Origin of the sequence: Pseudomonas phenolilytica (genome assembly GCF_021432765.1) — a bacterium.
GTDB classification, from domain to species: domain Bacteria; phylum Pseudomonadota; class Gammaproteobacteria; order Pseudomonadales; family Pseudomonadaceae; genus Stutzerimonas; species Stutzerimonas phenolilytica.
On sequence record NZ_CP058908.1, the window covers coordinates 1,979,672 to 1,999,843 of the forward strand.

Below are 20,172 nucleotides of genomic sequence, written 5' to 3' on the forward strand. Positions count from 1 at the left end.
TCCGTTTGGACAGTGCAGGAATGCTGGGATTGCATGCGGCAGACGTGCTGCCCGCACATGCGGGCGGCACAATGGCCCGCTGCGACGGGCCGGTCAAGGGGGTTGTCAGGGTGTCGTCGCGGCACGCTCGGGCATTGCCGACGAGTGATGACTGCTGATCAGCCAGCGCGCCTGCTGCGGATCCCATCGGTAGGTGAAGGTATAGCGTGCCTGCACCGCCGAACCATCACCGAAGCGGAAGGTGTAGAGCCCGGTATCCAGCGCGGTGCGGCAGTCGATGCGGATCATGCGCGAGTCGATGCGCCCGTCCGGACGCTTGGCCATGAAGTGCGAGAAGTAGTCTTCCTTGCCCTCCGCGGTTTCGCGTGGGGTATTCGACAAGGTCGGCAGCAGCAGCGAGTCGGTCGCATAACGTTGGACTACTCGCTTGGGATCGCCGCTGCGCAGGTCTTCGTTCCATTGCGTGAACAGTGCGGCGATATCGTTCTCGCTGGTGCTCGGACAGGCATCGTCGGCGGCCTGCACGGTGAATGGCAGCAGTGCCGCCGTGGAGATGATCAGGGAGAGGGCGTATTTCATTCTTTTTTTCCGGATCGGTTGTTGGAAGCGAACAGTGTCCGTCGCCGGCAAGGCCGACCCGGTTGTGACCGCACGGTCGCCTCGGCAGTGCCCGCTCCGGTCGGGACAAATCAGCGCACCAGGCTTATCCACTCGTGCTGTGCGCTACCTTGTGGATAACGTCTGCATGGATGCGTGCACCTCAATCGTGGCGGGCGCTTGCCGCAATTGCTCGCTTTCTGAGCAGGTGCGTCGAATGGACATCATCGCGAGGGGCAGCGCGAGTTCCGTTATCCACGAATGCTGTGCAGTGATTTGTGGATAAGGTGGGCAAACAGCGCCGTACACCCCGCAGCATGAGGGCTACGGCGCATTGGGTAATATTTGAGCAACGATATCTTTGGGGTTATTCGTCCGCGCAGGTACCGCTGACAGCCGAGGCATAGTTGGCGAAAAGGCATTGCAAGATGGCATGACTGATCATGGCGTGACTCCGGGCTGCGACTGGCAGCTGAAGGTTACGCCTGGACCCGGCCGAGGACTGGTTGATTTAGGCCATGGCGGTAATAGCCATACGGCAATCGTGTTATCCCCGCGATCTGTGCAGCGTTCTGTGGATAACCTTTGGAGCAATGCTCGCCGAGGTGATGGCGCCTGGCCTGTGAAGGACTGCTCGATTTTTGATCGATCCGCTTTTTTGGCTTGATACCTCTAGTTAAATCAGCTGCTTGCAGTTTTCCAGCGAGCGCTGCTATGTGGGCGCGCGTGAAATTTTTTATCCCCGAAAACTGTGGATGCCGCTGTGGATAAACTGCTGGAAAAGCGGGCGAAGCGCCGTGGCATCGGGGCTGCGGGCCTGCGGTACAAAAAACGATCAGTGGACATGATCGACCGTTATGCCGGTCTATTCATTTCGAGGCGTTTGATTGTCGCGGCACCGGGCGACGGGGAGACTCGCGGCATTCATGACCGAGGAGCAGTCCATGTCGCAACCCATTCGTTTTGAAGACAAGGTGGTCATCGTGACCGGAGCCGGTGGCGGCCTGGGGCGCGCCCACGCGCTGCTGTTCGCCCGGCACGGCGCGCGGGTGCTGGTCAACGATCTGGGCGGGACTGCTGAGGGCGAGGGTGCCAGCAGCTCCGCCGCAGACCGGGTCGTCGAGGAGATCCGCCAGGCCGGCGGTACCGCTGTGGCCAACCATGACTCGGTGACCGACGGCGAGCGTATCGTCGAGCAGGCGCTGGATAGCTTCGGGCGTGTCGACGTGGTGGTGAACAACGCCGGCATCCTGCGTGATCGCACGTTCCACAAGATGGAGGATGCCGACTGGGATCTGGTCTACCGCGTGCACGTCGAGGGCGCCTACAAGGTCACGCGCGCCGCCTGGCCGCTGATGCGCGAGCAAGACCACGGGCGGGTGATCTTCACCGCGTCCACCTCCGGCATCTACGGCAACTTCGGTCAGGCCAACTACGGCATGGCCAAGCTCGGCCTCTATGGCCTGACCCGCACGCTGGCGCTGGAAGGACGCAAGAGCAACATCCTGGTCAACGCCATCGCGCCGACCGGGGGCACGCGGATGACCGAGGGGCTGATTCCGCCGCAGGTGTTCGAGCAGCTCAAGCCCGAGCTGGTAAGCCCGCTGGTGGTGTATCTCGCCAGCGAGCAATGCCAGGACAGTGGTGGGTTGTTCGAGGTTGGCGGTGGCTGGATGGGCAAGGTGCGCTGGGAGCGCAGCCTGGGCGTCGGCTTCGATCCGCGCACCGGTTTCGCGGCAGAGGACGTCGCCTCCAACTGGTCGCGCATCTGCGACTTTCACGAGGCAGCGCACCCAGCGGACAACCTCGAGGCGCTGCGGGAAATGATGGCCAACCTGCAGAAGTACGCCGGCTGACCATCACCGTGGCATTGGCTGCCGCGCGGCCCTCAGGCCGGCTGCGGCAGCGGTTTGTCTTCGTCCTGCAGCAGACGCAGGGCCTTTTCCCGCGCCTGGGTCAGATCGCGTACGTATAGCAGGCGACCCGGCAACCGGTGGATGCCGGCACGCCGCAGCTTCAGCCGCACGCGCGCATTGCTGCCGCTGAGAATCAGCGTGACGCCGAGCCGCCGGTAATCCACCAGCACGTTCTCCAGCGCCGCCAGGGCGGTCATGTCCAGCATGGGCACGGCGCTGATGTCGACGATGACCACCCGCACGTCGGGATTGAAGCGGCGCAGTGCGCCCAATGCCTTTTCCGCGGCGCCGAAGAACAGCGGACCGCGGATGGCATAGGCCGCCACGTGCTCCGGCAGGTCGGCCAGGACGCGACGCTGATCGCGTGACAGTTGACCGGTGTCGGTCAGCTCGCTCATGCGTTTGATGAACAGCCCCGCGGCCAGCAGCAGGCCAACGCCCACCGCCAGTACCATGTCGAACAGCACGGTCAGCACCAGGCAGGTCAGCAGCACCAGCACGTCGCTGCGCGGCGCGATGCGCAGCACATGCACAACGTGCGGCGCTTCGCTCATGTTCCACGCCACCATCAGCAGCAGCGCCGCCAGCGCCGCCATCGGCAGATAGCTGAATAGCGGTGCCAGCCAGAGAATCGCGACCAGCACCACGCCCGCATGGATGATCGCCGCCAATGGCGAGAAGGCGCCGGCGCGGATGTTGGCGGCGCTGCGTGCAATGGCGGCAGTGGCGGTGATGCCGCCGAACAGCGGGGCGATCAGATTGCCCAGGCCCTGGCCGATCAGTTCGCCATTGGGTTCATGGCTACTGCCGGTCATGCCATCGGCGATCACCGCGCAGAGCAGCGATTCGATGGCGCCCAGCATGGCGATAGCGAACGCCGGTGCGAGCAACTGGCGGAACAGCTCGTAAGTCAACTGCAGCGGCTGGCCGTCCGCGCCCGGGAGCAGCCACGGCCAGGTGAAGTCCGGCAGCAGCGGCGGGATGCCCGGATGACGGATGCCATCGAGCTCATAGCTGAAACGTTCGCCCAAGGTAGCGACCGCCAGGCCGGACGATTCCAGGGCGAGGCCGACCAGTGCGCCGATCGTCAGTGCGACCAGATGGCCGGGCACGCGCGGCACCCAGCGTGGCCAGAGAATCAGAACAGCCAGGCAGACGATAGCGACCAGCCCATCACCTATCTGCGCCCCCGGCAGCGAGCGCGCCAGCAGGACGACCTGGTCGACGTAGTGTTGGGGCTGTTCGCTAAGCGTCAGGCCGAACAGGTCCTTGACTTGCAGTGTGGCGATGACGATGCCGATGCCGGCGGTAAAGCCCAAGGTGACCGGATAAGGAATGAAAGCGATCAGCCGGCCGGCGCGCAGCACACCGAGCGCGATCAGAATCAGCCCGGCGAGCATGGTGCACAGCAGCAGGCCGCCGACGCCGAACTGCTGGGTGATCGGCAGCAGGATCACCACGAACGCGGCGGTCGGACCGCTGACGTTGAAGCGCGAACCTCCGGTCAGCGCGATCAGCGGCGCGGCTATCAACACCGTGTACAGGCCGTGCTGCGGCGGCGCGCCAACCGCGATCGCCAGCGCCATCGCCAGCGGAATGGCGATGATGCCGACGGTCAGGCCGGCGCTGAGATCGCCACGCAGCTGCGTCGGGCCGTAACCCAGGCGCAGCGTCTGACGCCAGGCGGCGAATAGAGGCGGTAGGTTCATGCCGTGACGCTCCTTGTACGCAATGCAGCAGTATAAGCACCGGCGTGGCGCTCGGATCGATGGTAATCCCCTGTCCGGGTACGCCGCTGCGAGTACGACCTTGGTCGCAAGCCGCCCTGGCGCGTTGAGCGTGCCGGCCGCGAGGAGTAAACTGCCGCCCCGGTGAGAAACCGCGGAGCAGAATCGACATGCGTAAAGACAAGAAGCAGGTGATTGGCGAGGAGATCGGCGACGAAGCGATCAAACTGTTTCTTCTGCCGGAACCGGCTGACGATACGCCGCCGTCGCTGCACAAACTGATCAAGGCCTATCGCGGGCTGCGCATCGATGACTTCGAGCGCTACATCGGTTTCTTCCAGGCCGCCGGCTACGACCTCGGCGCACGTGACGCCAAGGGGCGGGATTTCATCGAGCTGGTCGCCGATCAGCATCAGGCGCGGCCATACATCGAGGTGATCGAAGCGGCTCTCGGCTGACGAGGCTGCACCTACGCATTGGATATCCGGTGATCGGTGAGCGCGTGGCGCGCTCGGTATCGATCGCCAGCAGGATTCGCAAATCGTTTTTTTCGCCGCATCCGGCTGTAGAGCCCGGGTCTAACCCCGCTCCGGTCCGATCGAGGCGTCAGGAAGGAAGCCAAAAGCCGTCCTTCCAACAGCTGGCAGGCGTTCTTCTCGCCTGTTCTCGGGCACAGATATCCCGAGCAGCGGATACAGAGACTTCCTCCGTTTCTGGCCGTCTGGCTGGTGGGGTTATACGCGGCCGCGTACTGCGGACGTGACAGTTTAATGCTGTGATTCTGGAGAACGCGTTAATGACGCAACACGATAGCGAAGCAGTGGATATGGTGTTGGTGGGGGCCGGCATCATGAGCGTTACCCTCGCGGTACTGCTCAAGGAACTCGACCCCAGCATCAAGCTTGAGATCGTCGAACTGCAGGAATCCGGAGCCATCGAAAGCTCCAATCCCTGGAACAATGCCGGTACCGGCCACGCGGGGCTTTGTGAGCTGAACTACACCCCCGACAGCAAGGACGGCACGATCGATATCAAGAAGGCCGTCCATATCAATACCCAGTTCGAGGTCTCGAAGCAGTTCTGGGCATATCTCGCCGATCGCGAAGGCTTCGGCTCTCCCCGCGACTTCATCAATGCCGTACCGCATCTGAGCTTCGTGCGCGGAGCCAAGAACATCGATTTCCTCAAGCGCCGCTTCGATGCGCTGACGACCCACCACGCGTTCGCCGACATGGTTTATTCCGAAGACCGTGCCACGCTGGCCGAGTGGATGCCGCTGATGATGCCGGGACGCGCGGCCGACGAGCCGATTGCCGCGACCCGTGCGATGAACGGCACCGACGTCAACTTCGGCGCAGTCACCAACCAGATGCTCAGCTATCTGTCGCGCAGCGCCGGCGTCAAGGTCTCCTACAACCAGAAAGTCACCGGCCTGGCGCGCACCGCGACCGGCTGGAAGGTCGACATCAAGAACACCCGCAGCGGCGAGTCCCGTGAAGTGGCTGCCGGCTTCGTATTCCTCGGCGCCGGTGGCGCCGCTCTGCCGCTGCTGCAGATGTCCGGCATCGAGGAAGGCAAGGGTTTCGGCGGCTTCCCGGTCAGCGGTCAGTGGCTGCGTTGCGACAACCCGGAAATCGTCGCTCAGCACCAGGCCAAGGTCTACAGCCTGGCCGCGGTCGGCGCCCCACCGATGTCGGTGCCGCACCTTGATACCCGCGTAGTCGATGGCAAGAAGTCCCTGCTGTTCGGCCCCTACGCTGGCTTCACCACCAAGTTCCTCAAGCGTGGTTCCTTCATGGATCTGCCGCTGTCGATCCGCCCCAGCAACATCGGCCCGATGATGGCGGTGGCGCGCGACAACATGGATCTGACCCGCTACTTGATCAAGGAAGTGATGCAGTCCATGGAAGATCGCCTGGAAACCCTGCGCGGTTTCTATCCCGAGGCGAAGGCCGAGGACTGGCGTCTGGAGATCGCCGGGCAGCGCGTGCAGATCATCAAGAAGGATCCGAAGAAGGGCGGCATCCTGCAATTCGGTACCGAACTGGTTGCCGCGAAGGACGGCAGCATCGCCGCGCTGCTCGGCGCCTCGCCGGGTGCCTCGGTGACGGTTTCGATCATGCTCGAGCTGATCGAGCGCTGCTTCCCCGAGCAGTACCGGTCGCAGGCCTGGTCGACCAAGCTGGGCGAGATCTTCCCGGCACGCGAAGACCAGCTGCAAAGCGACGCGACGGCCTATCGCGAGATCAGCGCGCTGTCGGACAAGCGCCTGGGCCTGGCGGACTGATCACTGCCGCGTTCTTTGGCTGAACGAAAAACCGCCCTGTCTCCTGGAGGCAGGGCGTTTTTTTTGCAGGTGTTGCGACCTTGGCCGGTTCAGCGGCCTGCGAGGATCGCGTCGGCCGGCAACGGGCGGCCGATCCAGTCGAGCCGGACTTCGCCTACTTCGATCCAGCGGTGGCCCCGCGGGCGGTTGGTGGCGGTGCACAGCATGCGACAGCAGCCTTGCTCGTCGACGAATGCGTAGTGCTGGCGTGAGCGCAGGCGCAGCAGGCGGCGCAGGAAGTTCATAATCGGACACCTCAACGGAAGCGGTGCGCGCTTTATCGCAGGTGTCGATGACAGGCGAATGACGGAACGCGCCGGCCGGCCGGTCGGTCTGAAGCGCATCACTGTCGGGGTACGGAAGCGCCCGGTATACTGCGCCGCGTTCGTCATCCCCCTCACTTGGAGAAAAACAGCATGCTGCAGCGCCTGTTGTTCGGACTTGTCGCGGTTATTGGACTGGCTCTCGCAGGCTGTGCCCACAGCCCGCAGCAGCTCGATCCCAGCCCCAAACTGCTGGGCACCATCAATCCGGTCGGCCAGGGCCAGCCGGTCGTCGTGCGGGTTGTCGACGGACGTCCGTCGCCCACGCTGGGTACGCGTGGCGGTCTGTACCCGGAAACCAGCGCGGTGATCGTGCCGAGCGAGAAACTGCTGCCCAAGCTGCAGGCGCAGACCGAAGCGGCCGTGCGCCTGCTGGGCTTCACACCTTCGCCCAATGCCTACAACGCACCGCAACTGACGCTGACCCTGGCCGAACTGAAGTACCAGTCGCCCAAGGAAGGCCTGTACGTCACCGAGGCCAACATCGGCGCAACCCTGCGCGTCGACGTGCAGAACTCCGGTCGCCGCTACAGCGGGCGCTATGGCGCCTCGCTGAATCAGCGCTTCGGCATGGCGCCCAACGAGCAGACCAATACCAAGCTGGTCAGCGACGTGTTGAGCGATGCGCTGACCCGCGTGTTCAAGGACCAGAGCATCGGTCAGTTGCTGGCCCAGTAAGTGCTGACGAGGCACTTGCCGCACCCATGAAAAAGCCCGCAATTGCGGGCTTTTTCGTTTCCTACGAGTTGGTGCTGGCGGAATGAACGCCCGGTCCCCGGGGCGTTCTTCCTGTGCCTCAGCGGACGCCGGCGTTGCGCAGGGCGGCCGGGGTGTACTGGTTGGAGTTGGCCTTGTAGTTGTAGGTGTAAGGCGTCTTCTCCTCGTTCTTCATGCCCATCACCAGGTAGCGCCCGGAGATCAGGTCATACAGGGTTTCCACGGCATACAGCGGCACCTGCACGTTGTAGACCTGCTGCGCATGCGCCTCGGCAACGCGCCACAGCTGGTTGCGGCCGTCGTAGTGGTCGATCACTGCGGCCTGCCAGGTGTCCTCGTCGATGAACAGGTGGCGCTTGGCGTAGATGTGGCGGTCGCCCGGCTTGAGCGTCGCCTCGACTTCCCAGACGCGGTGCAGCTCGTAGCGCGTCAGGTCCTGATTGATATGGCCGGGCTTGACGATGTCGTCGTACTTCAGCTGCGGCGAGTCCAGGCGGTAGGAGTTGTAGGGAATGTACAGCTCGCGCTTGCCGACCAGCTTCCATTCGTAGCGATCCGGCGCGCCGTTGAACATGTCCAGATTGTCGGCGGTGCGCAGTCCGTCGGCCGCCGTGCCGGGGCCGTCGTAGGCCACCTGCGGAGCGCGGCGCACACGGCGCTGGCCGGCGTTGTAGATCCAGGCCATGCGCGGTTCTTTCACCTGATCGAGGGTCTCGTGCACCAGTAGCACATTGCCCGCCAGGCGCGAGGGCTCGGTCACCTGCTGCTTGAAGTAGAACAGCACGTTGCCATGCTTTTCGGCGTTGTAGTCGGTCAGGGTATTGGCGTAGACCACCTCGTCGATGAATTTGACGAGGCTGTAACTACCGTTGACCTGCGGTGTGGCCTGTGCGATCACGCGGCGCACGGAGGCACCGCGATAGCGGGTGATGTGGTTCCAGACCACCTGCAGGCCGTCCTGCGGGATCGGGAAGGCCAGTGCCGTGTCGAAGTTCTCCAGGCCGTTGCCGCCACGCACCAGCGTGGTGTTGCGCGCGTTGCGCGCCGCGGCATCGTAGATGTGCTGCGGCAGCGCGGCGCTGCGGCGGGTTTCGTATACCGGCAGGCGATAGGTTTGCGGATAGCGCTTGAGCATGGCGATCTGGCCGGGGCTCAGGTTGTCCTGATACTGCTCGTAATTCTGTGCGGTGATGGTGAACTTTGGCTGGTCGGCGGCGAACGGATCGCCGACGAAACCCTCGGCGCTCACCGGCGCGGCATCCACGGAAAGGCCGCCGGTCCAGGCCGGAATGGTGCCGGCGGCATTGCCGGCGCGCTCGGCGCCCACCGGGGTCAGGCTGTCGCCGAGCTTGGCGGCGTCCGCCTCGGATACCGCCGCGCTGGCGCTGCCGGCCAACAGGGCGAGTGAAAGAGTCCCCAATTTGAAAAGTGTCGTGCGCATCGTTGTGGTCCTGTGATCCTTGTTGTTGTGTCCCGGCGAAATGCCTGCGCAGTGCCGCATGCGAACCCTCATCGCGCGCGGCGCAGGCTGGTGGCGGGCCCCTCGAATTGCCTTCGCCGCCTGGGCGGAGGCTCTAGTTCGCCCCTTCGGGGGTATTCGGAGGGTGAGGGTGGGGAGCCCCCCACGTCAAGCCGATCCGGCGAAGGGCGGAGCATCAGCGGCATCAATAATGCAGCCGTGCCTCTTGCCAATTGGCACGGCACGGCATGGACAGCGGGAGCGCCGGCGCGGCGCCCCCTTCAGAGGGGCAGGCCGGCGTTCAGACGGTACTGGTTGCGGACCGGGTTGGCGTACTGCTGGATCAGGTAGGGTTGCTGCTCGGGCGGGCAGGCGGCCAGGCGCGCGCCCCACTGCGCCTCGGCGCGTTGCAGCTCGGCCGGTTCGAACAGCTCGGCCGCGCTTGGCACGCTGATCGCGGGATCCTGCGCGTCCCACATGCGGTACGCCAAGTAGTGCACCGGAAACAGCCGGTAGCCGCAGAGAATTTCGCGGTCGAGGGCGGAGGCCAGCTCCTTCGGATCATCCGCCACCTGGCTCATCGGTGCGCCGAAGTGCACGTGTACCCGGCCCTTGTAGCCGGTGATGCCGAGCGCGATGCTGGCGTCGTCCTCGCCCGGCGCCTTGGTGTAACTGCCGGTGGTGGCGCGGGTATACAGCTCGCGCGCCTTGGCCAGGTCGCAGGGGTCGTATTCGTAGCTGATCGCCACCGGTGTCGGTTGCAGCGCCGCCAGCACCTCGGCGAAGGGCTGGTCCTTGCGGCTCATGTGCAGCATCTTGAGGATCGCCGAATCGGTGCGATCATCACCGTCCTTGGCACGTCCCTCGGCCTGGGCGATCCATACCGATTCGCCGTCCTCGCGAATGGAGTGGTTGATGTACGCCGAGAGCACCTGGTAGGCCGCGAGCTTCTCGCGTCGCGCGGTGATCGAGCGGCGCACGATGAAGCTCTTGTTCAGTCGCATCAGATCGCTGACGAAGGGGCGTTGCAGGAGGTTGTCGCCGATGGCGATGCGCGGGGTGCGGATGCCGGCGTGGTAGACCGCGTAGTTGACGAACGCCGGGTCCATCACGATGTCGCGGTGGTTGGCGAGAAACAGGTAGGCGCGTCCGCGTTGCAGGTGTTGCACGCCTGAATAGGTCACCCCGTCGGTGGCACGTTCGATGGTCCGGTCGACGTAGGCTTCGATCTTGTGCTGCAGCGCGTCGACCGAATCGATCGTGGCGAATTCGCGGCGCAGACGATGCGCGATGATCGGCTTGAGCAGCCAGCCGAAGGTGTTGGCCAGCCGCGGGAAGCGAAAGCGCAACAGGATGTCGAGAAAGTCCCGATCGGTGAACAGGCGGGACATGACTGCCGGTACTTCGGCGTCGGCATAGGGTCGGATGGCTTCGAATTCGTCCATCATGCTCTCTGGTTGGAAGGAAACGGCGCAAGACCGTGCGACCTCACTGCAACACGGACGCGCTATACAGTAGGAGGGCGACGGTGCATGGCTCGCGCCAACGCGGATGCGCCCCGAGCCTGCTGTCCGGCCGTGCCTGCCGGGTTGTCACGGCGAGTTGCGGTAGTGGGCTGAAACTGGACGGCGATTATAGCGGCAAGTCACGAGGGAGACGTCCATGCTGGAATCACAGCTTTACCAATGTCCGTACTGCGGCGAACCGGCTGAGGCGCTGCTCGATCTGAGCGGCGGCGATCAGCAGTACGTCGAGGATTGTCCGGTGTGCTGCCGGCCGGCGGTATTCGACCTGAGTGTCGACGGCGAAGGGTGGCAACTGCAGGTTCGCCGGGAGGACGAATGATGCAGCGCATCTACGAGCCGCGAGACCTGCTGGAGGCGCAGATGCTCACCGGCATGCTGGCCGATGAAGGCATCGAGGTGTTTGTTGCCGGCGGCCATTTGGTCGGGGCGGTGGGCGAGCTGCCGGCGATCGGCCTGCTCGGGCTGATGGTGGCGGACCACGACGCGGCGAAGGCGCAGCAGCTGATCGCCGCGTACAATGGTGCGCTGCCGCTGCCGGAGAATGAACCGCAGAGTTATCCCGGCGAACTGATCTGCTGACGAGTGCCGTTATGTGTGGCCGCTATGCCTTTTTCCGCTGGAGCCCGGCGTTTGCCGCGTTGTCCGGGTTTCCCGCCGATCAGGCGCCGCACTGGAACCTCGCGCCTGGTGCCCAGGTGCTGCTGTTGCGCCGGCTCGACGGCGGCCTCACGCTTGACCGCGTGCGCTGGGGGCTGACGCCGGCCTGGCTCAGCGACCTGACCCGCACGCCCGCGCAGGCACGCGCCGAGACGCTGGCCGAGCAGCCGATGTTCCGCGAAGCCTTCCGCCTGCGTCGCGGGCTGCTGCCGGCCAACGGCTTCTACGAGTGGCGCGGCACGGCGCGCAAGCGCCCGTACTGGATGACCGCCGAAGGCTCGCTGATGTACTTCGCGGCGCTGTGGGAGGCCTATCCGGTCGAGGGCTACACCTACCTCAGCGCCGCGGTGGTCACCGTCGCGGCCGCTAACCAGCGGCGACCGTTGATTCTCGATGAGGCCGCGCAGGCCGCCTGGCTCGACCCGCAGGCTTCGCCGCAGACGCTGCAGGCACTGCTCGGTCAGGTGCAGCCGCCGCTGCGCGAGCGCCCGCTGGCGACGTTGGTCAACGACCCGCGCCTCGATGCACCGGAGTGCCTGACGCCGGCCAACTGAGGCGGCCGAACGGCGCTCAGCCGGTCGCCAGACCAGCGCCGGCAGCCGGCCAACAGCCTTGGTTGCCTGAGCGGCGACGCCGCTCTAATCTACCGCGCAGATTCCCCGGAGAACGCTCCATGCCCAAGCTGCAACCCTTGTCCGTGCTGATCGCCGCCGCGCTGCTGGCCGGCTGCCAGGCCGTCAACACCACCAGCGGCGGCGCCGTCGGCGTCGACCGTAAGCAGTACATGTTCAGCATGCTGTCGACCGAACAGGTCAACCAGATGTATGCCCAGTCGTATCAGCAGACCCTGAGCGAAGCCTCCAGCAAGGGCGTGCTGGCCAAGAGCGGACCGCTGACGCGGCGTGTCGACGCCATCGCGCAGCGCCTGATCGCCAAGGTTCCGGTTTTCCGCCCGGATGCGGCGCAGTGGGACTGGGCGGTCAACGTCATCGACAGCCCGGAACTCAACGCCAATTGCGGCCCGGGCGGCAAGATCATCTTCTACACCGGGCTGATCGAGAAGCTTCAGCTCAGCGACGACGAGATCGCCGCGGTGATGGGTCACGAGATTGCCCACGCCTTGCGCGAGCACGGCCGCGAGGCGATGTCCAAGGCCTATGGCGTGCAGATGGCCACCCAGCTCGGTTCGGCGATGGGGGTCGGTAGCGGCAGCCTGCAGCTGGCGAACATGGGCGTCGAATACCTGATGACGCTGCCCAACAGTCGGGGCAACGAAAACGAGGCGGATCTGATCGGTCTCGAGCTGGCCGCGCGGGCCGGCTACAACCCCAACGCGGCGCTGACCCTGTGGGAGAAAATGGCTTCGGCGGGCGGTTCGGCGCCGCCTGAGTTCATGAGCACCCACCCGTCTTCCAGCACGCGTACCGCGACGCTCAAGGCCAACATCCCGAAAGTGATGCCGCTGTACGAGCAGGCGCGTCGCTGACTGTCGTCCGGCCGCCGCTCAGCTGGCCGGGATAAACCCGGAGAGCGCGCTATGCAGCCCGAGCTGCAGGCGCGCATTTTCCAGATCGATCAACGTGCTGATTTCCTCGATGTCACCGGCGCTGTTCAGCGTCCAGGTGCTGATCGCCGCGATGGCGAGAATCTTGTCGCTCGCCGGCCAGCCCAGCAGCGGTTGAGTCAGGGTGCCCATCACCGTGCTGGTGGTGATGACCTTGTGGCCTTCGCAGAGACACTCATCGACCATCACTTCCAGGTCCGGCATCGCACCGCGAACGGCGCGCACCAGCTCAGCGAAGCCGGCCGCGTTCAGGGGCTGGCTGAGCAGCGAGCTCTTGTAGCTGAAATAACGGCTCTGCAACTGCTCGGAAAGGGCCAGGCGGCCCTTGTTCCAGCTCAGATCGATATGAGTGCAGACTCGTTTCTTGCGTCCATCCGCTGACATGCAGCCGGTCTCCTCGGGGTGCTGGGTGCTGCGGCTGAGCACTCTAGCAGCTCCCCCGATTCGCGGATTTGCGCTGCGTATCAGCCTGAGAGCATGCCGCTGAGCTTCAGCGCCTCGTACACGGCATACAGCGCCAGCAGACCGAAGCCGGCGGCGGCCACGCGGCGGATCAGCGTCAGCGGCAGGCGGTCGGCGGCGAAGTGGCTGACCAGCACCACCGGCACGTTGGCGATCAGCATGCCGGCGGTGGTGCCGAGAATGACCAGCAGGAAATCCGGGTACTGGGCGGCGAGCATCACGGTGGCGATCTGCGTCTTGTCGCCCATCTCTGCAATGAAGAAGGCAATCACCGTGGCGACGAAGGGGCCATAGGGTCGGCCCAGCTTGGCTTCGTCTTCATCCAGCTTGTCTGGCACCAGCGTCCACAGCGCGACGGCGGCGAAGCAGGCGGCGAGAATCCAGCTCAGTGCGGCGGGCGAGAACAGCCCCGAAACCCAGCTGCCCACAGCACCGGCAGCCGCGTGATTGGCCAGCGTGGCGACCACGATACCCCAGATGATCGGCCACGGGCGCCGATAGCGGGCGGCGAGCAGAAGGGCAAGCAGCTGCGTCTTGTCGCCGATCTCGGCGAGCGCAACGATCAGTGTGGGGATGAAGAACGATTCCAAGCGATATTCCTCAGGGCGGGTCGACATGAACACCATGACATGCACGACCTGCCCGCCCCGGGCCAGGTGTTCATGTCATGGGTCTTGTCAAACCGACGGCGAAACGTGGTGGTCACGATCGCGCGGGTCGCATGCGCCATGATCTGCCGATCAAGTGTGTTGACGCATGCCAGGCGGGCTGGCGCTCGCCCGAGACTACTCCCCCAGGGACGGGCGCGAGTTTGCCCAAGCGCTACGGGTTTCGCAACCGCTACGGCTGATGTACGGCGCGGTAGATGCGAAAACCGTCGGCCTCGGCGAGGGTCTGGCAGTGGCCCAGATGGGTCTCGATCAGCGGCGGATAGCGCAGAAAGGCGTTGGCCACCAGACGCAGCTCGCCACCAGCGGCCAGGTGCCGCGCGGCGCGTTCGAGCAGCGCTTCGCTGGCCTCGTAACTGGTGTGCACGCCGTGGTGGAACGGCGGATTGCTGACGATGGCGCTCAGCTCGAACGGCGCCGCGTCGATGCCGTCGCCGGCGATCAGCGTCGCCTCCAGACCGTTGGCGGCCAGGGTCAGGCGGCTGCTCTCGAGGGCGAAGGCATCCACGTCCAGCAGGAACAGCTCGCTCTGCGGATAGCGCCGCTTCAGGGTGGCACCGAGCACGCCGGCGCCGCAGCCGAAGTCCAGCAGTCGGCCGGTCGCGGGCAGGTCGTCGAGGTGTTCGAGCAGCAGGGCGCTGCCGCGATCCAGCCGGCCGTGGCTGAACACCCCGGGCAGACTGACCACCTGCAGCGGACCGTCCGCCAGCTCCAGCTGGAAGCGTTCGGCCAGCGCGCTCAGCTCGGGGTGGGCCGGGGTCTGCTCGACCTGCACCTGCCAGAGCTGGCAATGCCGCGCGCTGTCGAGCTTGCGTGCATGGCCGAAGGCGGCCAGCTGGCGTGCGGCGCGCTCCACGCCGGCGCGTTTCTCGCCGACCAGATACAGCGGGCGGCCGGCGAGGCGCGCGGCCAGCGTCTGCAGCAGGTACTCGGTCAGCTCGCGGGATTTGGGCAGGAACAGCACGGCGGCCTCGAAGTTGCCGGCCGGCGCATCGACGCCGAAGCTGCAGCGTCCGGCAAAACGCCGCTGCAGACGCTGCTGCTCGCCCGCATGCCAGCTCCAGCCGGACGCCTGCGGCAGCTGACCGAGCAGGTCGTCGGCCGGCAATCCGGCCAGCAGCAGCTTGCCGTCGAACAGCTGCGCCTGCCGCAGCATTACTTCGCTTCGCGGGTCCATGAGGCCTCCGGAAAAAGCGGCGAGCTTAACAGCCTTTACCCACCGCCATCAGCGCCCGTCGCTTCAGTTCACCTGCCGCGTCGGCGTGCCGGCGGCGAATGCCGTGGCGTTCTCCGCCAGCTGGCCGACGATGCGCTGGCGTGCCTCGCGGCTGCCCCACGCGCTGTGCGGCGTGACGATCAGCCGTGGCACATCGGCGGCCAGCAGCGGATTGTCATCGCTGGGTGGTTCGCTGGTCAGCACGTCGGTGGCCGCGCCGCCCAGGTGGCCACGGCGCAGGGCGTCGGCCAGCGCCTGTTCGTCGACCAGCCCGCCGCGCGCCGCGTTGATCAGAAATGCGCTGGGCTTCATCAGCTGCAGTTCGCGCGCGCCGATCAGGTTGCGGGTCTGCTCGGTCAGCGGGCAATGCAGTGTCAGCGCATCGACCTGCGGCAACAGCTCCTCCAGATCCAGGCGTCCCGGACGTGGCGGACGCCCCGGCAGGTTGCCGGTCAGGACGCGCATGCCGAAGGCTTCGGCCAGGCGCGCCACGGCGCTGCCGAGTTCGCCGTGACCAAGCAGGCCGAGCGTTTTCCCCTCCAGCTCGACGATTGGGTAATCCAGCAGACAGAACTGCCCGCTCTGCTGCCAGCGCCCGCGGGCGACGGCGGCCTGGTAGTCCGGCAGGCGGGTAGCCAGTGCCAGCAGCAGCATCAGCGTGTGCTGGGCCACGGTCGGCGTGCCGTACGCCTGGCAGTTGCAGACGGTGATGCCGCGCCGGCGCGCCGATTCCAGGTCGACATTGTTGGTGCCGGTGGCGGCGATCAGGATCAGCTTGAGGTCGGCGCAGCGGGCGAGCGTTTCGTCGGTCAGGGCGAGCTTGTTGACGATCGCCACCTGCGCGCCCTGCAGGCGCTCGACGATCTCCTGCGGCGCGCTCTGCGTGTGGCAGATCAGCTCGTCGAAGGCGGTCCGCAGCGGGGCGAGATCGAGATCACCCTGGTCAAGCGGGGCGAGATCGAGGAAAACGGCGCGATAAAGGGTCATCAACTGTACCTTTCGAAGTGGCACGGACTGGTCGAAAATACAGCCCGAGACGAATGAGCGAGGGATAGATCGTGTACTGGATGGAGTTTCTGACCGTAGCGCTGGTGCATCTGCTCGCCGTGGCCAGCCCCGGACCGGATTTCGCGGTGGTGGTGCGCGAGAGCGTGACGCAGGGGCATCGGATCGGCAGCTGGACGGCGCTGGGCGTCGGCTGCGGCATCTTCCTGCATGTCGCCTACTCGCTGCTCGGGATCGGCCTGATCGTCTCGCAGTCGATCGTCCTGTTCAACCTCTTCAAATGGCTGGCGGCCGCCTATCTGCTCTATCTGGGCTGGCGTGCGCTGCGTGCCCGGCCGCAGGCGCCGACCGACGTGACGGCTGCCGGTGGAACGGTACGTTCGGCCGGCAGCGCCTTCGCCATGGGCTTCGTCACCAACGGCCTGAATCCCAAGGCCACGCTGTTCTTCCTGTCGCTATTCACGGTGGTGATCAACCACGATACGCCGCTGCTGGTGCAGGCCGGCTACGGTGCCTATCTGGCGATCGCGACGATCTGCTGGTTCCTGCTGGTGGCCTGGCTGTTCAGCCGGGCCCGCGTGCGCGCTGGCTTTGCGCGCATGGGGCACTGGTTCGATCGTGCCACCGGAGCGGTGCTGATCGCGCTCGGCGCACGGCTGGCGCTCAGCGAAATTGGCTGAAGCGCCATGGTGGCACGACGGAAAAATCCTACTTTGGACTGATTTTGCCCCGCTTGCGACGCTCTAGAGTGCAGCTACAACTCCAAGAAAAAGGATGCCCTCATGCTGCAGACCCGCGTGATCAAGCCCGCCGCGACCGCCTATCAGTACCCTCTGTTGATCAAGCGCCTGCTGCTGTCGGGGCTGCGTTACGAGCGCAGCCGCGAGATCGTCTACCGCGACCAGCTGCGTTTCGACTACCGCACACTGAACCAGCGCATCGCGCGACTGGCCAACGTGCTGACCGCTGCTGGCGTCAAGGCGGGCGATACGGTGGCGGTGATGGACTGGGACAGCCATCGCTACCTCGAATGCATGTTCGCCATTCCGATGATCGGCGCGGTGGTACACACCATCAACGTGCGCCTGTCGCCAGACCAGATCCTCTACACGATGAACCACGCCGAGGATCGCTTCGTGCTGGTCAACAGCGAATTCGTGCCGCTCTACCAAGCCATCGCCGGGCAGCTGAGCACGGTGGAGAAGACCCTGCTGCTCACCGACGGCGAGGCCGTCGCGACCGATCTACCGGACTGCGTGGGCGAGTACGAAAGCCTGCTGGCGGCGGCCGAGCCGCATTACGACTTCCCTGACTTCGACGAGGATTCGGTCGCCACCACCTTCTACACCACCGGCACCACCGGTAATCCGAAGGGCGTGTATTTCACCCATCGCCAGCTGGTGCTGCATACGCTGGCGGCGGCGGTGACCGTCGGCTGTCGCGAAAATCCGCAGCTGATGGGTGCCGGCGACGTCTACATGCCGATCACGCCGATGTTCCACGTGCACGCCTGGGGCCTGCCGTACGTCGCCACCATGCTCGGGCTCAAGCAGGTGTATCCGGGGCGCTACGACCCGGATTTCCTCATCGAGCTGTGGCGTCGCGAGCGGGTGACCTTCTCTCACTGCGTGCCGACCATCGTGCAGATGCTGCTCAACGCCAAGGCCGCGCAGGACGTGGACTTTGCCGGCTGGAAGATCACCATCGGCGGCAGTGCGCTGACGCGCGGGCTGTACGATGCGGCCCGTGCACGCGGAATGAACCTGATCGCCGCCTACGGCATGTCGGAGACCTGCCCGCTGATTTCCGGTGCGCACATTAACGACGAGCTGCTCGCCGCCGATGACGAGACCCGTATCGCCTATCAGCTCAAGGCCGGCGTACCGGTGGTGCTGGTGGACGCCGCGATCCAGACGCCGGATGGTCGCTTCCTGCCTGCCGACGGCGAGTCGCAGGGCGAGCTGGTGCTGCGCGCGCCCTGGCTGACCCAGGGCTATTTCAACGAGCCGGAGAAGAGCGAGGAACTCTGGGCGGGCGGCTGGCTGCACACCGGCGATGTGGCAGTGATCGACGAGATGGGCAACATCGATATCCGCGACCGCCTCAAGGACGTGATCAAGACCGGCGGCGAGTGGATTTCCTCGCTGGCGCTCGAAGGACTGATCAGCCAGCACGCGGCGGTCCGCGAGGTGGCGGTGGTGGGCGTGCCGGACGAGCGCTGGGGCGAGCGGCCGTTCGCCTTGCTGGTGCTCCGCGAAGGACACACGCTGAGCGCCCAGGCGTTGAAGACATTCCTCGAGCCCGCCGTGGCGCAGGGGCATATCAACAAGTGGGCAGTGCCGCAGCAAATCGCGGTGGTCGGCGAGATCCCCAAGACCAGCGTGGGCAAGCTGGACAAGAAGCGTATCCGCGTGGATATCGCGCGCTGGCTGGAGGAGGGGCACGCGGCGATCTCGGGCCTCTGAGACTGCGGCTGACGTCCATGGGTCGCTCCTGTTAGGGTCGATACACACCGTCGACAGGAGCCCTCCGATGATTCACGGCAAGACACTCGAAGCCTGGTGCACCAGCCATCCGCTGCTCAGCGAGCTGCTGGCCCTGCGCGAAACCACGTGGTTCAACCCGGCCATCGCACCGACCGCGACGGCACTGGCCGATGTCGGTCTGACGGCGAATGACGTCGCCGAGGCCAGTGCCCGCCTGCAGCGCTTCGCGCCCTATCTGGCCAAGGTCTTCCCGGAAACCGCGGCGGCCGGCGGCATCATCGAATCGCCGCTGGTGCCGCTGCCGACGCTGGGGCGTCAGCTGCTGGACGAGATCGGCGTGGCCGCGGGCGGCGCGCTGTGGCTGAAGGCGGACAACCAGCTGCCCATCTCCGGCTCGATCAAGGCGCGCGGCGGTATCCATGAAGTGCTCAAGCACGCCGAAGATCTCGCGCTGCAGGCAGGCCTGATCCGTCCCGGCGATGATTACGCCGCGCTGGCCAGCGACGCCGCCCGGGCGTTCCTCGGCCGCTACCGTATCGCTGTCGGGTCCACCGGCAATCTCGGCCTGTCGATCGGCATCGTCAGTGCCCGGCTGGGCTTTCAGGCGACCGTGCACATGTCGGCGGACGCCCGCCAATGGAAGAAGGACCGGCTCAGGGCCAGCGGCGTGACGGTGGTCGAATACGCCTCGGACTACAGCGTCGCGGTGGCCCAGGGGCGCGAACAGGCGGCGAGCGATCCGAACTGCTATTTCGTCGACGACGAGAACTCGCCGCAGCTGTTTCTCGGTTACGCGGTTGCCGCCGAACGCCTGGCGCGGCAGTTCGAGCAGGCCGGCATTCAGGTCGATGCCGAACACCCACTGTTCGTCTATCTGCCCTGCGGCGTCGGCGGCGGTCCCGGTGGGGTTGCCTTCGGCCTCAAGCTGGCCTTCGGCGATGCGGTGCATTGCCTGTTCGCCGAGCCGACCCACTCGCCGTGCATGCTACTGGGCGTCTACAGCGGGCTGCACGATGCGGTCTGCGTGCAGGATTTCGGCATCGACAACGTCACCGCCGCGGATGGGCTGGCGGTCGGGCGACCGTCCGGTTTCGTCGGCAGGGCGATGCAACGGTTGATCGACGGCTACTACACGGTGACGGATGAGACGCTCTCGCGCCTGTTGGCCAGCGCCTGGGAGCTGGAACAGGTGCGCCTGGAGCCTTCGGCGCTGGCGGGGATGCCGGGCCTGCAGCGCGTGCTGCGCGCGCCCGACTATTTGCAGCGGATCGGCGTCGATCCGGCGCGGTTGGCGCGGGCGACGCATCTGGTCTGGGGAACCGGTGGCAGCATGGTGCCGGACGCGGAGTTCGCCGCCTATCTGGCCCAGGGGCGCGCGCTGCAACGGTAGGCATGAACCGGTGCGTCCCACGCCGCGCGGTTCTGCTGTCTTGGTTGCAGTCCTGCGACGTTGGCCGGTGTTAATCTAGCGCTGCGTTCGGGGCGCGCCGGCACGCTGCGCGCCCTGGTCACTGACGAAACGA

At 65.6% G+C, this 20,172-nt stretch carries 21 protein-coding genes and 1 riboswitch; of the genes, 12 read left to right on the forward strand and 9 right to left on the reverse strand.

What is annotated here, in order from left to right:
* Positions 1-105: 105 nt before the first annotated feature.
* Complete coding sequence (locus HU825_RS09515; RefSeq protein ID WP_054093605.1) at positions 106-579, reverse strand: SgcJ/EcaC family oxidoreductase; 474 nt, start codon at positions 577-579, stop codon at positions 106-108.
* Between the two features lie 781 nt (positions 580-1,360).
* On the opposite strand from HU825_RS09515, the gene HU825_RS09520 reads away from it, so the two are divergent.
* Together HU825_RS09520 and HU825_RS09525 are read left to right on the forward strand one after the other, a co-directional pair.
* Positions 1,361-1,564 carry a hypothetical protein gene (locus HU825_RS09520; protein WP_139346466.1) on the forward strand — a complete coding sequence of 68 codons (204 nt, stop codon included), beginning with the start codon at positions 1,361-1,363 and terminating at the stop codon, positions 1,562-1,564.
* A complete protein-coding gene (locus HU825_RS09525; RefSeq protein WP_077683659.1) occupies positions 1,542-2,453 on the forward strand; it encodes an SDR family oxidoreductase in 912 nt (303 codons plus the stop codon). The genes HU825_RS09520 and HU825_RS09525 overlap by 23 nt, the downstream gene beginning before the upstream one ends.
* Before the next feature lie 32 nt (positions 2,454-2,485).
* On the opposite strand, the gene dauA is transcribed toward HU825_RS09525, so the two are convergent.
* A complete protein-coding gene (gene dauA / locus HU825_RS09530; RefSeq protein ID WP_054093607.1) occupies positions 2,486-4,222 on the reverse strand; it encodes a C4-dicarboxylic acid transporter DauA in 1,737 nt (578 codons plus the stop codon).
* Between the two features lie 188 nt (positions 4,223-4,410).
* On the opposite strand from dauA, the gene HU825_RS09535 reads away from it, so the two are divergent.
* Positions 4,411-4,698 (forward strand): PA4642 family protein, encoded by a 288-nt coding sequence (locus HU825_RS09535; protein WP_043295850.1) that lies wholly within the window; start codon positions 4,411-4,413, stop codon positions 4,696-4,698.
* 338 nt (positions 4,699-5,036) lie between these two features.
* On the forward strand, positions 5,037-6,527 hold the full coding sequence (mqo, locus tag HU825_RS09540) for a malate dehydrogenase (quinone) (RefSeq protein ID WP_234301927.1): 1,491 nt from the start codon (positions 5,037-5,039) through the stop codon (positions 6,525-6,527).
* A gap of 89 nt (positions 6,528-6,616) precedes the next feature.
* Here the strand turns inward: mqo and HU825_RS09545 are convergent, their stop codons facing one another.
* Entirely contained in the window at positions 6,617-6,811 is a 195-nt protein-coding gene (locus HU825_RS09545; protein WP_043295852.1) for a hypothetical protein, read from the reverse strand.
* Between the two features lie 171 nt (positions 6,812-6,982).
* Between HU825_RS09545 and HU825_RS09550 the strand changes: the two genes are divergently transcribed.
* A complete protein-coding gene (locus tag HU825_RS09550) occupies positions 6,983-7,567 on the forward strand; it encodes a YajG family lipoprotein (RefSeq protein WP_043295853.1) in 585 nt (194 codons plus the stop codon).
* A gap of 118 nt (positions 7,568-7,685) precedes the next feature.
* Here HU825_RS09550 and HU825_RS09555 read toward each other — a convergent pair whose 3' ends face one another.
* Both HU825_RS09555 and HU825_RS09560 read right to left on the reverse strand, forming a co-directional pair.
* Complete coding sequence (locus tag HU825_RS09555; RefSeq protein ID WP_234301928.1) at positions 7,686-9,047, reverse strand: DUF1329 domain-containing protein; 1,362 nt, start codon at positions 9,045-9,047, stop codon at positions 7,686-7,688.
* 299 nt (positions 9,048-9,346) lie between these two features.
* Positions 9,347-10,513, reverse strand: a complete 1,167-nt coding sequence (locus tag HU825_RS09560) for a 1-acyl-sn-glycerol-3-phosphate acyltransferase (RefSeq protein ID WP_138299350.1) — start codon at positions 10,511-10,513, stop codon at positions 9,347-9,349.
* Positions 10,514-10,727: 214 nt separating this feature from the next.
* Between HU825_RS09560 and HU825_RS09565 the strand changes: the two genes are divergently transcribed.
* From HU825_RS09565 to HU825_RS09580, 4 genes are all read left to right on the forward strand, one after another.
* On the forward strand, positions 10,728-10,910 hold the full coding sequence (locus tag HU825_RS09565) for a CPXCG motif-containing cysteine-rich protein (RefSeq protein WP_009867916.1): 183 nt from the start codon (positions 10,728-10,730) through the stop codon (positions 10,908-10,910).
* Positions 10,910-11,170, forward strand: a complete 261-nt coding sequence (locus HU825_RS09570) for a putative signal transducing protein (protein ID WP_234303387.1) — start codon at positions 10,910-10,912, stop codon at positions 11,168-11,170. The genes HU825_RS09565 and HU825_RS09570 overlap by 1 nt, the downstream gene beginning before the upstream one ends.
* 11 nt (positions 11,171-11,181) lie before the next feature.
* Complete coding sequence (locus HU825_RS09575; protein WP_054093611.1) at positions 11,182-11,802, forward strand: SOS response-associated peptidase; 621 nt, start codon at positions 11,182-11,184, stop codon at positions 11,800-11,802.
* Between the two features lie 119 nt (positions 11,803-11,921).
* Positions 11,922-12,734, forward strand: coding sequence for a M48 family metallopeptidase (locus HU825_RS09580; RefSeq protein WP_054093612.1), 813 nt, complete (start codon positions 11,922-11,924; stop codon positions 12,732-12,734).
* A gap of 18 nt (positions 12,735-12,752) precedes the next feature.
* Here HU825_RS09580 and HU825_RS09585 read toward each other — a convergent pair whose 3' ends face one another.
* From HU825_RS09585 to HU825_RS09600, 4 genes are all read right to left on the reverse strand, one after another.
* Positions 12,753-13,196 carry an ester cyclase gene (locus HU825_RS09585; RefSeq protein WP_043295858.1) on the reverse strand — a complete coding sequence of 148 codons (444 nt, stop codon included), beginning with the start codon at positions 13,194-13,196 and terminating at the stop codon, positions 12,753-12,755.
* A gap of 80 nt (positions 13,197-13,276) precedes the next feature.
* A complete protein-coding gene (locus tag HU825_RS09590) occupies positions 13,277-13,864 on the reverse strand; it encodes a TMEM165/GDT1 family protein (RefSeq protein WP_043296364.1) in 588 nt (195 codons plus the stop codon).
* A 27-nt stretch (positions 13,865-13,891) separates the two neighbouring features.
* Positions 13,892-14,073, reverse strand: a riboswitch (yybP-ykoY riboswitch).
* 41 nt (positions 14,074-14,114) lie between these two features.
* The gene (locus HU825_RS09595; RefSeq protein ID WP_102827551.1) at positions 14,115-15,119 is read right to left on the reverse strand and encodes a methyltransferase; all 1,005 of its coding nucleotides are present in this window, start codon (positions 15,117-15,119) and stop codon (positions 14,115-14,117) included.
* Positions 15,120-15,182: 63 nt separating this feature from the next.
* Positions 15,183-16,145, reverse strand: a complete 963-nt coding sequence (locus HU825_RS09600; RefSeq protein WP_102827550.1) for a 2-hydroxyacid dehydrogenase — start codon at positions 16,143-16,145, stop codon at positions 15,183-15,185.
* A gap of 71 nt (positions 16,146-16,216) precedes the next feature.
* Between HU825_RS09600 and HU825_RS09605 the strand changes: the two genes are divergently transcribed.
* From HU825_RS09605 to HU825_RS09615, 3 genes are all read left to right on the forward strand, one after another.
* Complete coding sequence (locus HU825_RS09605) at positions 16,217-16,843, forward strand: LysE family translocator (RefSeq protein ID WP_043295861.1); 627 nt, start codon at positions 16,217-16,219, stop codon at positions 16,841-16,843.
* Between the two features lie 102 nt (positions 16,844-16,945).
* Positions 16,946-18,628: a fatty acid--CoA ligase gene (locus HU825_RS09610; RefSeq protein ID WP_054093615.1), complete on the forward strand. Its 1,683-nt coding sequence runs from the start codon at positions 16,946-16,948 to the stop codon at positions 18,626-18,628.
* Between the two features lie 67 nt (positions 18,629-18,695).
* The gene (locus HU825_RS09615; RefSeq protein ID WP_234301929.1) at positions 18,696-20,039 is read left to right on the forward strand and encodes a D-serine ammonia-lyase; all 1,344 of its coding nucleotides are present in this window, start codon (positions 18,696-18,698) and stop codon (positions 20,037-20,039) included.
* Positions 20,040-20,172: the final 133 nt, after the last annotated feature.

Coding starts and splice junctions, on each gene's coding strand:
- HU825_RS09615 (WP_234301929.1), top strand. CDS start 18,696: ATGATTCACGGCAAGACACTCGAAGCCTGGTGCACCAGCCATCCGCTG.
- HU825_RS09610 (WP_054093615.1), top strand. CDS start 16,946: ATGCTGCAGACCCGCGTGATCAAGCCCGCCGCGACCGCCTATCAGTAC.
- HU825_RS09565 (WP_009867916.1), top strand. CDS start 10,728: ATGCTGGAATCACAGCTTTACCAATGTCCGTACTGCGGCGAACCGGCT.
- HU825_RS09600 (WP_102827550.1), bottom strand. CDS start 16,145: ATGACCCTTTATCGCGCCGTTTTCCTCGATCTCGCCCCGCTTGACCAG.
- HU825_RS09580 (WP_054093612.1), top strand. CDS start 11,922: ATGCCCAAGCTGCAACCCTTGTCCGTGCTGATCGCCGCCGCGCTGCTG.
- HU825_RS09545 (WP_043295852.1), bottom strand. CDS start 6,811: ATGAACTTCCTGCGCCGCCTGCTGCGCCTGCGCTCACGCCAGCACTAC.
- HU825_RS09560 (WP_138299350.1), bottom strand. CDS start 10,513: ATGATGGACGAATTCGAAGCCATCCGACCCTATGCCGACGCCGAAGTA.
- mqo (WP_234301927.1), top strand. CDS start 5,037: ATGACGCAACACGATAGCGAAGCAGTGGATATGGTGTTGGTGGGGGCC.
- HU825_RS09525 (WP_077683659.1), top strand. CDS start 1,542: ATGTCGCAACCCATTCGTTTTGAAGACAAGGTGGTCATCGTGACCGGA.
- HU825_RS09535 (WP_043295850.1), top strand. CDS start 4,411: ATGCGTAAAGACAAGAAGCAGGTGATTGGCGAGGAGATCGGCGACGAA.
- HU825_RS09585 (WP_043295858.1), bottom strand. CDS start 13,196: ATGTCAGCGGATGGACGCAAGAAACGAGTCTGCACTCATATCGATCTG.
- HU825_RS09595 (WP_102827551.1), bottom strand. CDS start 15,119: ATGGACCCGCGAAGCGAAGTAATGCTGCGGCAGGCGCAGCTGTTCGAC.
- HU825_RS09575 (WP_054093611.1), top strand. CDS start 11,182: ATGTGTGGCCGCTATGCCTTTTTCCGCTGGAGCCCGGCGTTTGCCGCG.
- dauA (WP_054093607.1), bottom strand. CDS start 4,222: ATGAACCTACCGCCTCTATTCGCCGCCTGGCGTCAGACGCTGCGCCTG.
- HU825_RS09550 (WP_043295853.1), top strand. CDS start 6,983: ATGCTGCAGCGCCTGTTGTTCGGACTTGTCGCGGTTATTGGACTGGCT.
- HU825_RS09570 (WP_234303387.1), top strand. CDS start 10,910: ATGCAGCGCATCTACGAGCCGCGAGACCTGCTGGAGGCGCAGATGCTC.
- HU825_RS09515 (WP_054093605.1), bottom strand. CDS start 579: ATGAAATACGCCCTCTCCCTGATCATCTCCACGGCGGCACTGCTGCCA.
- HU825_RS09555 (WP_234301928.1), bottom strand. CDS start 9,047: ATGCGCACGACACTTTTCAAATTGGGGACTCTTTCACTCGCCCTGTTG.